Annotated in this window: 11 protein-coding genes; 2 read left to right on the top strand and 9 right to left on the bottom strand. The window is 68.7% G+C overall.

The window, feature by feature from the left end; genetic code table 11:
* Positions 1–139: 139 nt before the first annotated feature.
* Positions 140–2,536, top strand: a complete 2,397-nt coding sequence (locus BKN51_RS19280; protein ID WP_101608968.1) for a beta-L-arabinofuranosidase domain-containing protein — start codon at positions 140–142, stop codon at positions 2,534–2,536.
* 324 nt (positions 2,537–2,860) lie between these two features.
* On the opposite strand, the gene BKN51_RS19285 is transcribed toward BKN51_RS19280, so the two are convergent.
* Both BKN51_RS19285 and BKN51_RS19290 read right to left on the bottom strand, forming a co-directional pair.
* Complete coding sequence (locus BKN51_RS19285) at positions 2,861–4,759, bottom strand: hypothetical protein (protein ID WP_101608969.1); 1,899 nt, start codon at positions 4,757–4,759, stop codon at positions 2,861–2,863.
* Complete coding sequence (locus tag BKN51_RS19290) at positions 4,744–5,514, bottom strand: ABC transporter ATP-binding protein (RefSeq protein ID WP_101608970.1); 771 nt, start codon at positions 5,512–5,514, stop codon at positions 4,744–4,746. Before BKN51_RS19290 ends, BKN51_RS19285 begins: the two co-directional genes overlap by 16 nt.
* 109 nt (positions 5,515–5,623) lie before the next feature.
* On the opposite strand from BKN51_RS19290, the gene BKN51_RS19295 reads away from it, so the two are divergent.
* Positions 5,624–6,217, top strand: a complete 594-nt coding sequence (locus BKN51_RS19295) for a TetR/AcrR family transcriptional regulator (protein ID WP_199193124.1) — start codon at positions 5,624–5,626, stop codon at positions 6,215–6,217.
* Positions 6,218–6,254: 37 nt separating this feature from the next.
* Here the strand turns inward: BKN51_RS19295 and BKN51_RS19300 are convergent, their stop codons facing one another.
* The 7 genes from BKN51_RS19300 to BKN51_RS43570 all read right to left on the bottom strand — a co-directional run bounded on the left by BKN51_RS19300 (position 6,255) and on the right by BKN51_RS43570 (position 12,866).
* Positions 6,255–7,388, bottom strand: a complete 1,134-nt coding sequence (locus BKN51_RS19300) for a serine hydrolase domain-containing protein (RefSeq protein ID WP_233224214.1) — start codon at positions 7,386–7,388, stop codon at positions 6,255–6,257.
* A gap of 67 nt (positions 7,389–7,455) precedes the next feature.
* Positions 7,456–9,276 carry a glutamine--fructose-6-phosphate transaminase (isomerizing) gene (gene glmS, locus BKN51_RS19305; protein WP_101608971.1) on the bottom strand — a complete coding sequence of 607 codons (1,821 nt, stop codon included), beginning with the start codon at positions 9,274–9,276 and terminating at the stop codon, positions 7,456–7,458.
* Positions 9,277–9,334: 58 nt separating this feature from the next.
* A complete protein-coding gene (locus BKN51_RS19310) occupies positions 9,335–9,595 on the bottom strand; it encodes a hypothetical protein (protein WP_101608972.1) in 261 nt (86 codons plus the stop codon).
* Positions 9,596–9,713: 118 nt separating this feature from the next.
* Positions 9,714–10,790: a M20 family metallopeptidase gene (locus BKN51_RS19315; RefSeq protein ID WP_101613317.1), complete on the bottom strand. Its 1,077-nt coding sequence runs from the start codon at positions 10,788–10,790 to the stop codon at positions 9,714–9,716.
* 20 nt (positions 10,791–10,810) lie between these two features.
* A complete protein-coding gene (locus tag BKN51_RS19320) occupies positions 10,811–11,401 on the bottom strand; it encodes a hypothetical protein (RefSeq protein ID WP_199193123.1) in 591 nt (196 codons plus the stop codon).
* Positions 11,398–12,699 carry a glycosyltransferase family 2 protein gene (locus BKN51_RS19325; RefSeq protein ID WP_101608973.1) on the bottom strand — a complete coding sequence of 434 codons (1,302 nt, stop codon included), beginning with the start codon at positions 12,697–12,699 and terminating at the stop codon, positions 11,398–11,400. Before BKN51_RS19325 ends, BKN51_RS19320 begins: the two co-directional genes overlap by 4 nt.
* Positions 12,700–12,710: 11 nt before the next feature.
* Complete coding sequence (locus BKN51_RS43570; RefSeq protein WP_168214352.1) at positions 12,711–12,866, bottom strand: hypothetical protein; 156 nt, start codon at positions 12,864–12,866, stop codon at positions 12,711–12,713.
* Between the last annotated feature and the right edge of the window lie 181 nt (positions 12,867–13,047).

Raw genomic sequence — 13,047 nt, forward strand, 5'->3', positions numbered from 1 at the left:
ACTGCGCCAGGTGGACCTTGCCGCGGTATTGCCCGAATCGACGGCCGATTTGCCCGTTCGGACCGACCGAACGGCGGATTTACAACGTTGTATCAACGATGTAAATCTGGTCGCACCGGGCCAGGAAAGGGGAAACCCCATGTCAGTCCCCCGCCGCAACTTCCTCAAAGCCACCCTCGCGACAGGCCTCGTCGTCGGCGTCGGCACGCAGGCCACAGCCGAAGCCGCGGCCGCCGCGCCCTACGTGGCGAACCGCGCGCCGCTCCTGCCCGCTCCCCTGGTCCGGCTCCCGCCCGGCTCGGCGAAGGCCGGTGGCTGGCTGGCCACCCAGCTCCGCAAGCAGCTCGACGGCCTCAACGGCCGCTACCAGGAGGTCTCGCATTACCTCGCGTTCGACAACACCGGCTGGACGCGGCCCGAGCTGAGAGGCTGGGAGGAGGTGCCGTACTGGCTGCGCGGTTACGGCGACCTCGGCTACGTCACCGGCGACGCCCGCGTGCTGGCCGACACGCGCCGCTGGATCGACGCGATCCTCGCCACCCAGGCCCCGGACGGGTACTTCGGCCCGTCCGAGCTGCGCACCCGGCAGTCGGGCCACGCGGACCTCTGGCCGCACATGCCGATGCTGCACGCGCTGCGCTCGTACGAGGAGTACACAAAGGACGCCCGGGTCGTCCCGTTCCTCAGCCGCTACTTCCTTTTCATGGCGGCACAACCGGTGTCCGTGTACACCGACGGCTGGGGCAACACCCGCTGGGCCGACACGATCGACGTCGTCTACTGGCTCTACAACCGCACCGGCGAGCCGTTCCTGCTGGATCTGGTCCGCACCATCCACCGTCACTCGGCGAACTGGGTGGACGACCTGCCCACCGCGCACAACGTCAACATCACCCAGGGCTTCCGCGAACCGGGCCAGTTCTGGGTCCTCTCCGGCGATCCGGCGCATCGCGCGAGCGCCTACGCGAACTACGACCGGATCCAGGGCCGCTACGGCCAGTTCCCCGGCGGCGGCTTCGCCGGTGACGAGAACGTCCGGCCCGGCTACGACGATCCCCGGCAGGGCTTCGAAACCTGCGGGATCGTCGAGTACATGATGAGCCACGAGATCCTCGCCAGGACGACCGGCGATCCCGTCTGGGCCGACCGCGTCGAGGAACTCGCCTTCAATCTGCTTCCCGCCGCGCTGGATCCGGCGGGGCGGGGCGTGCACTACGTGACGTCGGCGAACGGGATCCAGCTCGACCGGCAGCCGAAGACGTTGAGCCAGTTCGACAACGACTTCACCATGCAGGCGTACGAACCGGGGATCGACAACTACCGGTGCTGCCCGCACAACTACGGGATGGGCTGGCCGTACTACGTCGAGGAGATGTGGCAGGCGACGGCGGGCGGAGGTCTCTGCGCGATGCTGTACGGCGCGTCCACGGTGACCGCGAAGGTCGCCGGCGGCACTCCGGTGACCATCACGCAGACGACCGGCTATCCGTTCTCCGACACCGTCACGTTCACCTTCTCGCTGCCGAAGCCGACGGATTTCCCTTTCCAGATCAGGATTCCCGGCTGGTGCCCGGCACCGGCGCTGTCGGTGAACGGTGGCACGGTCGCCGTGAGCGGCGGCCCGCGGTACGAAACCGTCCGCCGGGTCTGGCGGACCGGCGACCGCGTCACCCTGCGGCTGCCGATGACCACCCGCACGCGGGTCTGGGCGCGCAACCACGGCTCCGTCTCGGTCGACCGCGGGCCGCTGACGTTCTCCCTCGCGATCCAGGAGAACTGGAGCCGGGTCGCGGGCGACGACCAATGGCCCGTCCACGAGGTCCGGCCCGGCTCCGCGTGGAACTACGGCCTGGTGCCGCAGGCCGCGTTCACGGTCTCCACGACGGGCGGGAACCCGCTCGACCCGTTCACCCCGGCGAACAGCCCGGTCCGGCTCACCACCGACGCCCAGCGCATCGACGCGTGGCAGGCGAGCGAGCAGGACGTGATCGACGAACTCGCCGACAGCCCGGTCGCCGTGACCACACCGGTCCAGCGCGTCACCCTGATCCCGATGGGCGCCGCGCGACTGCGGGTGACGTCGTTCCCGCGGACCGGTGGATCACGGCCGTGGCGGACCGGCTGGACCCGGATCGAGAACCGCAACTCCGGCAAGCTCCTCGGCGTGGACCGGATGTCCACCGCGGACTCGGCGCAGGTCGTGCAGTTCCACGACAACGGCACCGCGGACCATCTGTGGCGCACCATCGACAACGGCGATGGCTGGTTCCGCGTCAAGAACCGCAACTCCGGCAAAGTCCTGGGGGTGGACCAGATGTCCACGGCGAACTCGGCGCGGGTCGTCCAATTCGACGACAACGGCACCGCGGACCACCTCTGGCGGTTCCTGGACAACGGGGACGGGTGGTTCCGCCTCCAGAACCGCAACTCGAGCAAGGTCCTCGGCGTGGACCTCATGTCCACGGCGGACTCGGCGATCGTCGTGCAGTTCGACGACAACGGGACCGCGGACCACCTGTGGCGCCTGCTGGACTAGTACTGCAACGGCACTTGGTGTGCGTGTGGTAGATCATCGTTGCGGTGGTCGATGTGGCGATGGGTGAGCCGGGCCGGGTGCATGAGCGGATCGCGGGTCGGTTATCTCCGTGCCGTCGTAACCGACCGGATGTGGTGCCCTTGCAACGGAGGAGCGTCCTATGTGGATCGATCGACGGGGCGGGTGACGAATTCGGCTTCGTCCCGGCCGAACGATGATACGGCTTTGCGGTGGCACTCGGCCGGATGCGACTCCCTTGGCGGCTCAGCGGCGAAACCGCCTCTCCGTGAACTCGCCGGAGAGGCGGTTTTCGCGATTGCGGAGCTAGCCGGGCTCGAGTTCGCCCTCTTCTCGCCGTGACTTGGCCCGGTAGTGGAGGCCGATGCCGAGGCCGGTGGTCAGCATGACGAGCCCAAGGCAGGTCATGACGATGACCGTGGGCCACTGGAGTTGCCGGGGCAGGTGCAGCGCCAGAAACCAGGATGGCGTGATCTGGCCGGTGATCAGCATGGTCGCGGGCACGATGCCCTGGGCGCCCAGGGGCACCCAGCACAGGATCAGGCTCGCGACGACGTAGAAACGCTTGCCTTGCGGAGCCAGGTGGAGGCCGAGTTTCTCCAGGTGCAGTTCAGGCTTGGGCAGGGAAGGCTTTTCCGGTTTCCAGGCCGGGGCCGGTCGCTTTCGCCGGGGCGAGACGCCGGTACGCAGATACAGGAGCAACTCCGGCGCGCTCGATTCGAGCTTGGCCGCGGCCCGACGTCCCAGTAGCCAGGCCAGCGAAGCGCCGCCGGCCAAGCCCACGACCGGCCCCGCCCAGACCGGCCCCAGCCGCGCCGCGAAATAGGCGGGGGCGGCGGTCGCCGCGCTGAGGATCAGCACCAACAGGACCTGCGCGAAGTCGGTACCGTTCTCCAGCAGGTTGCCGCCCCGGAGCTGCGGATCGGTCATGGGCACCGGCCTCAGCACCGACACCAGCACGGTCACGCCCGCACCGCCGCCCAGCAGCGCGGGTAGCAACGTGGCCAGCCAGTGCCCAAGGCCGTATTCGCCGGTGAAGACGACCATCGCGATGGTCAGGGTGAGTGCCGCCGGCGCGGTCACCAGTAACCAGGCGAGCTGGCGGCCGCGGACATCGTGGCGGGCGGAACCGGGGATCACCAGCTTGCCCCACAGCTCGGTGCCGTCCTCGCCGTAGAGGTTCGCGGAGATCGCCGCGACCCACAGCACGAACACCAGCCCGGTCCACGGCAGGAAGATCGACGCGCCGACGGCCAGCGGCAGCAGGCAGAACACCAGCGCGTAGCACAGGGCGAAAACCAGGTAATGAAAGCGAAGCAGGTCTCGGGACCAGGTGCGCAGCTCCCGGGCGACGACCGCCGTCACCGGACCACTGGCCCAGCCGCCGGAGGACACCCGGACCGGACGTCCGCTCGCGCGACGGGTGGCCAGCCGTCGCTTCAGCAGACCGGTCCAGCCGTACCCGCAGAGCAATCCGAGCGCCGCCAGCCCCGCCAGGGCGGCGGCCACGGTCGGCCAATTCCCCTGCGCGGCGGCCCGCACTGCCAGCAGTCCCCAGCCTGAGGGCAAGGCCGTCAATAACGCGGAAAACGAGTCCGGGAAGCCGGTGCGCAATGCGGTCTGTGCCAGCGGCGAGAGCACCCAGCTCGAATGCAGCCCGGCCAAGATCGCGGCGCTGACGAGAGCGGCGAGCGCCGCACCCACCTTGGAGCGCATGACCTGGCCGAGCGCCGCGGTGACCAAGCGGGAGGCCAGCACGCACACCGAAAGCTGGAGGACGACCGCGAGCACGCCGACCACCGTGGCCGCGGCACCAAGCCCTGTCTTGACCGACGCCACCACCAGCGCGGAAAAGGCGACGAGCGTGACCAGCGGGCCCACGCCGACGAACGACGCCGCCGCCAGTCCGGCCGCCAGACGACGTGGTGTCAACGGCAACAGCGAGAACTGTTCGGGACGCAACGTCTCGTCACCGCCGCCGAAAAGCGCCGGGCCCAGCAGCCACCCGGCCGTCCAGAGCGCGAATCCCGCTCCCAGTACATCGAAGCGCAGCGACGCGACCGGGTAGTCGCGTCCGGCGACCAAGATCAGGCCCGCCGCGAGCGCCAGCCCGGCCACGGCGCCCGTGACCAGACGGCCGGCGCGCTGGCCGTTCATGGAATTCCGCAGCACGGCCAGTTTCATCCGGATCAGGAGGACAGCCACGCCAGCTCCCCCATCTCGGGAGCCTGGCCGCCGACCAGGTCCACGAACCGCTCTTCCAGGTTTCGGCCCGATCGCACGGTCTCCAACAGGCCCGAGGCCACGACCCGGCCGGAGGCGATCACCGCCACGTGGTCGCACAACTGCTCGACGACGGTCATCACGTGGCTGGAGAACACCACGGAACCGCCATCGCGTACGAACCGCCGCAAGATGACCTTGATGGTGGCGGCCGAGACGGGATCGACGGCCTCCAGCGGTTCGTCCAGCACCAACAGCTTCGGCGCGTGCAGCAGCGCGGTGGCCAGGCCGATCTTCTTGCGCATGCCCGTCGAGTACTCCATCACGAGGGTGCGCCCGGTATCGGCCAGTGCCAAGATCTCCAGCAACTCGCCCGATCGCCGTTCGACCTCGGCCACCTCCATACCGCGCAGCAGACCGGTGAAACGCAGCAGTTCGCGGCCGGTCAGCCGCTCGGGCATGGACAGCCCGTCAGGCAGCACGCCGATGATTTCCTTGGCCCGCGCGGGGTCGGTCCAGACGTCGACGCCGAAGATCTCCGAGCGCCCGCTGTCGGGACGCAGCAGTCCCACCGCCATCGACAACGACGTCGTCTTACCGGCGCCGTTGGGGCCGATCAGGCCGAAGAAGGATCCCCGGGGCACTTCCAGATCGATGTGGTCGACCGCCGGCCTGCCGCCGAAGGTCTTGGTCAGCCCGGCGAGCCGAAGCGCCGGAGCCGTACCCGATGAATCCATGAAATCCTCCAGTTACGAAACGGCACGTGTCGTGCCGTTTCCGAAGGGAGCATGCTGGAGGCCTCCGGCAAAGTCAACACGGCACGTGCCGTTCCGCTATGCTGGCGAAATGGCCGACAAACGCAGCAGCCGTGTCGCCGACCGGACTGACGCCATCATGCGGACCACACTGGAGCTCGGGCAGGAGGTGGGGTACGCCAACCTCAGCATCGAGGCGGTCGCGGCACGCGCCGGAGCCGGCAAGCACACGATCTATCGCCGATGGCCGTCGAAGGGCGCTCTGTTCCTCGACTCCCTGCTGTCGCTGAACGAGCCCGGACTGAACTATCCGGACACCGGCGATATCGAAGCCGACCTGCGCCGGCAGATTTACGCGGCCGTCGACCTGCTGGCCAAACCGCCGCTCGGGCCGCTGTATCAGGCTTTGCTGGTCGAGGCCCAGCAAGATCCTCAAGTCGCGGAGGCGTTGAACGAACGTTTCATCGGCCCGCAAGAGGAGAAGACGATCGCTCGCTTGCGGAAGGCTCGCGACCAGGGGCAACTGGCCGGCGACTTCGACCTGAGCCTGGCGATGGCCCTCCTGTCCGGCCCGTTGTATTTCCAGGTGTTGATCACCCGGAAACCGCTGACGCGCGAATACGTCGACCGCGTGATCGAGGCGGTCTTCGCCGGGATGGGACCGAAGGCCCCGACGGCGACCTAGTACCGCAACGCACCTAACTGCCGTTGCAGTACTAGGCCTAGGTCTTCGGCAGGCTCCTGCTCGCCGCTTCCGCGATCTTCTGCACGATGAGCGGCTGGCCGTCCGGGGATTTCACCGTGGGATTGACCGAGTACGCCACCACCCTGGAAAGGTCCTGGGTGGCGAAGATCCCACTCGCGTAGCCGTACCGGCTGCCGGTCTTTCCCCAGACGGTGAGCCCGTTCAGGGTCAGCTTCATCAAGCCCTGGCTGTAACTCGCCCGGCCGTTGCCGTCGGCCATGGGCACGTCCGGCACGGCGAACAGGCGCGGCATCACCGAGGGACCGAGCAGCCGGCCACCGAACAGACCGGTGATGAACTTGTCGAGGTCCCCGGCCGTGGAGACGATCGCGCCGGCGGCGCCGGGGATGGACTGGTTCATCTCGGTGACGTCGACCAGTTCCCCGTCCACGTCGAGATAACCGCGCGCGGCCGGGTTCGGCAGACGCGGGTCGTCCTCCGGGTAAAAGGTCTCCCAAAGGCCGAGCGGCACGGTGATGCGATCGCGCAGATTGCGGGCGTAGGACTGTCCCGTCACCTTCTCGACGAGCATTCCCGCCGTGACGTAAGCGGTGTTCGTGTACTTCTGGGCCGTACCGGGCTGGAAGTCGATCGGATGGCGCAGCGCGGTGTCCACCACCTCGCGCGGGCTCCAGTGATCGTAGCGATGTGCGAGGATCCACTCCGGCTCGTAGAGACCGGGGATGTCCACCGACGGCAACCCGGAGGTGTGGTCGAGCAGGGTGCGCACCGGCACCGGCGGATAGCCCGCCGGAAGCACCCCGGGGAGATACCGCTGAACCGGCTGTTCGAGGTCGATCCGGTTCTCCTGCGCCAACTGGAGCACCATGACGGCGGTGTAGACCTTGGTGGTGCTGCCGATCCGGAAGAACCCGTCCGGCCGGACGGGGGCATGGGTGCGGACGTCGGACTCCCCGGAGGTGCCGGACCACGCGCCGGACAGGCCGGTGACCCGGACCAGCGCGCCCGTCGTGTCCTTGTCGGGCAGACCCGCGATCGCCGCCGACAACGCGGCGGGGTCGGGCTTTCCGAGGCAGGGTGTCGCGGCGGCCGGCACCGAGGTGAGGACCGCCGCGACGACGGCGACTGCTGTGACAACTGGAAGTTTCATGTCACAGATGATGTCCGTGTGAGACGCCGGGGACATCAGGGAGATACCCGATCTTCGAGGATCAGGGTCACTCCACGGTGACCGACTTCGCGAGGTTTCGCGGCTTGTCGATGTCGTGGCCGAGGATCAGCGCGGCGTGGTAGGCCAGCAACTGCAGCGGGATCGTGAGCAGGATCGGGTCGAGTTCCGGCTCCGAACGCGGGACGACGAACCGCGGCACGTCGAGGTCGCCGAAGTCGACGTCGTCGTGCGTGATCGCCAGGACCGGACCCTTGCGGGCCTTGATCTGCTGCATCGCGGCGAGGTTGCGGTCGGCGAGGTCGTCGAACGGCACGATCGCGACCGTGGGCAGCGACTCGTCGATCAGCGCGAGCGGGCCGTGCTTGAGTTCCGAGGTCTGGTAGGCCTCCGCGTGCCGGTACGAGATCTCCTTGAACTTCTGCGCGCCTTCCCGTGCCACCGGGAAACCCCGGACGCGGCCGATGAAGAACAGGCTCCGCGCGTCCGCGCAGGTCTTGGCGTGCTCGGCGATCTCGGACTCCGCCTCCACAATGGACGCGACCTGCTTCGGCAGGGCCCGGATGGCGGCCACGATGCGCTGTCCGTCCGCATTGGACAGATCGCGGACCCGGCCCAGCGCCAGCGCGATCATCGCGAACCCGACGGCCATGTTGGTGAGCGCCTTGGTCGAGGCGACGGCGATCTCGGGACCCGCGTGCAGGTACAGGCCACCCTCGCAGGCCCGCGCGATCGTCGAGCCGACGACGTTGACCAGACCGATCACCCGGCCGCCCTTGCGCTTGACCTCTTCGACGGCGAAGGCGGTGTCCGCGGTTTCGCCGGACTGGCTGACCGCGATGTAGAGGGTGTCGGCCTCGATGATGGGGTTGCGATAGCGGAACTCGGACGCGGCCTCCGCGTCGGCCGGGACCCGCGCCAGGTCCTCGATCATGGTCGCGCCGATCTGCCCGGCGTAGTACGCGGAGCCACAGCCGAGGATCTTCACCCTGGCGAAGCCGCGCAGGTCACGGGGAGTCAGGTTCAGACCGTCCAAACGGGACACTCCGAAGCGGTCGTCGAGGCGGCCGCGGATCATGCGCTCCAGGCATTCCGACTGCTCCTGGATCTCCTTGTACATGTAGTGCCGGTGACCCCCGAGGTCGAGATCGTCGGCCTTGATGTCGATCGCTGTCGCGGCCTTGCCGGTGTCGCTCTCGTCGACGGTGAAGGTGCGGTAGCCCGTGGCCGAGACGCTGGCGAACTCGCCGTCGTCGAGGTGCACCACCTGCGAGGTGTGCCGGACCAGCGCGGACAGGTCGCTGGCCACGAACATCTCCCGGTCGCCGACGCCGATGATCAGCGGCGAACCGTTCCGCGCGACCACGACGCGGTCGGGGTGCTCGGTGTCGGTCACGGCGATCGCGTAGGTACCGGTGACCCGGGAAACGGCCTCGACGACAGCGTCTTCGAGGGTCTTCGCGCCCGACCTCGCGATGAGGTGGGCGAGCACTTCGGTGTCGGTCTCGGAGGTCAGCGTCACCCCGGCCTGGCCGAGCTGCTCGCGCAGGCTGTCGGCGTTGTCGATGATCCCGTTGTGCACCACGGAGATCCGGCCGTCCTCGGAGACGTGCGGATGGGCGTTCGCCTCGGTCGCCGGGCCGTGCGTCGCCCACCTCGTGTGCCCGATGCCGACCTTGCCCGCGAGCCGCTTGGGCAGGGCCGCCGTCAGGTTCCGCACCCGCCCCACGATCCGGTGCACCTGCGCGCCTTTACCGCCCAGGACGGAGATCCCGGCCGAGTCGTAGCCGCGGTATTCCAGCCGCGTGAGCCCCTCGATCAGGATCGGGGCGGCGTTCTGACCGCCGATGTAGCCGACGATTCCGCACATGACGAGTCAACCTCACAAAGAAAACGGACGAATGGCACGCGAGACCGGGCGTGCTCCGTCAGCCGTAGACGATGCGGCGCAGTTGCCGCTCGGACAGTTCGGGAGGCGCGACGAGCCGCGCGCCCAGTTCCCCGGCGATGAGAGGGAAGATCTCGGGATTCTTCCTGCCTTCACCCTGCAACTGAGCGTGCCGCGACCGGACGTACTGCTCGACCGGCTGCCGGTAGAACGCCAGGACGTCCTCGACGACACGGGCGGCGATGGCCGTCGACAGACCCGTCGACAGGGCCACCTGCTCGACGATGTCCGCGTCCTCCACGCTCCCATCATGCACAGCGAGGTCTCGAAATGCCAGTTCTTGCCCGAAATCGGGCAAGAACTGGCATTTCAGCCTGCTTGACCTCGAAATCGCTCGTGAGTGGTGGGCAACCACATGGTCACCGGTCCCGGATCGCCGCCACGAGCCCGGTGACGAGGTTCGCCCGCTCCACCATCGACTCGACCAGCAGGTACTCGTGATCGGCGTGCGCGCCGCCGCCGACGGCGCCCAGCCCGTCGAGGGTCGGGACGCCGATCGCGGCCGTGAGGTTGCCGTCGCTCCCGCCGCCGACGGCGACCCCGGCGACGCCGGGCAGCAGCCGTTCCGCCACGGCGAAGAGCTCCGCGGCGGCCGACTCGGGCATCGGCGACCGGTGAATCCCGCCTCGGACCAGGATTTCCGCCCCGGCGAGACGCGGGGTCAGCGCGGCGAACCCCGCTTCGACGCGCTCCTTCTCCTCGGCGGACTCGACGCGGACGTCGACCACGACGGTCGCGGAAGCGGGAACGACGTTGCTCGCGGTTCCCGCCGAAGCGACGGTGGGGGTGACGCTCGTCCCGGCCGCCTGCCGGCCGAGCGCGGCGATGGCCAGCACCTGATGCGCGGCTTCGGTCAGCGCGTTCACCCCGGCTTCGGGTTCGAGACCGGCGTGCGACGCCCGGCCGGTGATGACGACCTCGAACGTGCCGCATCCCTTGCGCCCGATCTTGAGACCGCCGCCGTCGGCCGCCCCTTCGAACACGAGCACCGAACCGCACGCGCGGGCGCGTTCCTCGATGAGCGCGCGGGATTCGTGCGAGCCCGTTTCTTCGTCGGCCGTCACCAGGATCTCGACACCGGTCAGATCGTCGAGTGCCGCCAGGCCGTGGATCGCCTGCACCAGCCCGCCGAGCATGTCGAACACCCCGGGGCCGGTCACCCGGCCGCCGGTCACCGCGAACGGGCGGCGCGCCAGCGTGCCGATCGGGAACACGGTGTCGTGGTGCCCCAGGATCAGCACGCGGGGTTCACCACCGCCGGACCACCGGACGTGGGGCCCGGCCGCGCTCTCCGTCAGGGTCGCCGTACCGCCGAGGCGGCTCTCGAGGAGGGCTTTGACGGCCTCGGCCGAGGCCGTCAAAGCCTTGAGGTCGCCCGAAGGCGACTCGATTTCGACGAGGGTCCTGAGGTCTTCGATCATCGCGTCGGCAGTCATCCGAACACCTTCGCGCATGCTCACTCCTGCGCGACAGTGGCCCCGGCCAACGTCGCGTACCACGGGCCCGTGGTGAAACCGGGTCCGGTTTCCTCGCCCAGGTAGAGATCCACGTGCCGGTCACCGCCGAAGCCCGGGGTGAACTCGTCGACGACCACCCAGCGCGCTTCGAGCAGGCGTGCGCACACCGCGCCCGCCGGGAACCGGCCACAGTCCATCAGCCGGAACGCCGTCCCCCTGGCGAGCACTCCCGGATCCGCGGCCGCCGAGACGAACGGGCGCAACGCGTCACCGGCCGCGTCCCGGGGCTCGGAGTCCAGCCAGTAGCCGACGTTGTGGGACCAGTTGAGATACCCGCCCGCTTCGAGACGGCCGGTTCCTTCCTCACGCACCGCCGCGACGAAGCCCGCCGGATGCCGCCCCAGATCGGCGTCACCGAAAACACAGTCGCGGTCGGGACAGCCCCGGACGCCGACCGGCGGTTCGTGGTGGAACTCCTCGACGGCGGTGTAGTAGACGGTCGCCGTCCAGCCTGTCGATTCCTCCACCCCGCAACCGGCGAGCGAGCACGCCAAGAGCATCGCGGCGAGCAGGTGACCTCGCCGGGTCACGCCACTCCGGCGGAGACGGACTCGTCCTCGCTCAGCCGCTCGGTTTTGGTCCAGCTGTTGCGGCGGGCCAGCACGCGGAACAGCGCGCGCCAGGTGGCGATCACGCCGAGCACCAGGAATCCCGGATAGAGAAGGCCCGCGAGCAGACAGCGGTGGAACGGTTCCTCGCCGAGCCGCAGCCGGTGCACGACCGCCCACACCACACCGGGGACCAGCAACACGACCACGCCGATCAACGCCGCGCCCGGCAACGCCGACGGCGGCGCGATCAGCCCGCCCAAGGTGACGCCCGACCACGAAGCGACGAGCGTGCCCACGAACAACAGCGAAACCACCAAGGACAACGGCACCGTCAGCCAAGGCGTCACGAGATAGGCGAGGAAGTCCAAGAGACCAATACTGCCCACGTGACGCGAGCCCAGCAATTCCCGCAAATGCCTTGCGCACTGCAAATTGCCCTGTGCCCATCGAGTACGTTGCCGCAGCAACCTGCGCAGATCGACGAGTCCTTGCTGCGTGACCCACGCCGATTTCACGTACCGCATCCGAATACCGGCGACGTGCAGCCTCAGCCCTAGTTCGAGATCCTCCACCAGGCAGTCCGACCAGGGGGCCGGATCGAAACGGCGCAGCACGCCGAGTCTCGTGAATTGCCCGTTCCCGCCCATTCCGACACTGCCCGCGAGATCGCGCAGGCTTTGCGACGCGTCGGCGACCGCCCCGAACTCCAGATCCTGCAACAAGGCCAGAATGCTGCGCCGATTGTGAATACGCACCCGGCATTGCACGGCGCCGATTCCGCGGTCGCCGAACACGTCGGCCACCTCGCGCAGCATCCCCGGGCTGCCCCGGCCGTCCCCGTCGATGATGCCGACGATCGTCCGCGGCACGCTTCCCTCGGCCTCGCACAGCCGGCGGATGTAGCGGTAGCCGGCGTTCAGCGCCTCCCCCTTGCCCTGACGGGCCAGCGGGAGATCACGGCGCAGGACGTGCAGGCGCGGGTCGGTCACCTCGCGGAGGACGCCCGGCGTGCCGTCGTCCGAACCGTCGTCGATGACCAGGACGCGCACCGGATTCCGCGTCGTGCCAAGCGAAAGCGCGGTGCGGACGGTGTTCCCGACCACCCGCTCCTCGTTGAGCGCCGGGATCACGATCCAGAATTCCAGCCCCTCCCCGCGCGCGGCCACCGCCCGGCGCGGGCGGCCGGTGCGCCACGCGAACGCCGCGAGCAGGATGTTGTGCGTCGGCCACCACAGGAGCAACAGCATCATGGTCGCGGCGAAGGCGGGGTTCGTCATGGGCGGGTGGTTCAGTCCTTCAAGCGAAGGTGCAGCGAACGCGCCATGAGCAGCAGGGCGATCGCGCCGATCACCATGGCGAGCACGGTGCTCACCGTCGCCCCCGCCATCGTCGCGCCGATTCCGAGCGCGGAAACCTTGACCGGGCCCACCGGCACCATCGACATGTCTTTCCTCCGGACAGAGGGCGCCGCAAACATCTACTCACAGTTTTCACACCGTGAGCTTGGGGTCACCCTGGGAAGCGATATTAAGCCTTTCGGGTGGGTACAGTACCCCGTCTGTGTTAACGTTCGCGGGCGACGATCCCCCGTAAAGGTGACCATCAGTTAGTGATCCTCGCCTCAC

The sequence above is a fragment of the Amycolatopsis sp. BJA-103 genome (genome assembly GCF_002849735.1).
In the GTDB taxonomy this organism is placed as follows: Bacteria; Actinomycetota; Actinomycetes; order Mycobacteriales; family Pseudonocardiaceae; genus Amycolatopsis.

What these genes read in the sequence shown, in the direction of transcription:
- glmS (WP_101608971.1), bottom strand. Translation starts at nt 9,276, where the DNA reads ATGTGCGGAATCGTCGGCTACATCGGCGGTCAGAACGCCGCCCCGATC.
- BKN51_RS19325 (WP_101608973.1), bottom strand. Translation starts at nt 12,699, where the DNA reads ATGACGAACCCCGCCTTCGCCGCGACCATGATGCTGTTGCTCCTGTGG.
- BKN51_RS19315 (WP_101613317.1), bottom strand. Translation starts at nt 10,790, where the DNA reads ATGACTGCCGACGCGATGATCGAAGACCTCAGGACCCTCGTCGAAATC.
- BKN51_RS43570 (WP_168214352.1), bottom strand. Translation starts at nt 12,866, where the DNA reads ATGTCGATGGTGCCGGTGGGCCCGGTCAAGGTTTCCGCGCTCGGAATC.
- BKN51_RS19280 (WP_101608968.1), top strand. Translation starts at nt 140, where the DNA reads ATGTCAGTCCCCCGCCGCAACTTCCTCAAAGCCACCCTCGCGACAGGC.
- BKN51_RS19300 (WP_233224214.1), bottom strand. Translation starts at nt 7,388, where the DNA reads ATGAAACTTCCAGTTGTCACAGCAGTCGCCGTCGTCGCGGCGGTCCTC.
- BKN51_RS19295 (WP_199193124.1), top strand. Translation starts at nt 5,624, where the DNA reads ATGGCCGACAAACGCAGCAGCCGTGTCGCCGACCGGACTGACGCCATC.
- BKN51_RS19290 (WP_101608970.1), bottom strand. Translation starts at nt 5,514, where the DNA reads ATGGATTCATCGGGTACGGCTCCGGCGCTTCGGCTCGCCGGGCTGACC.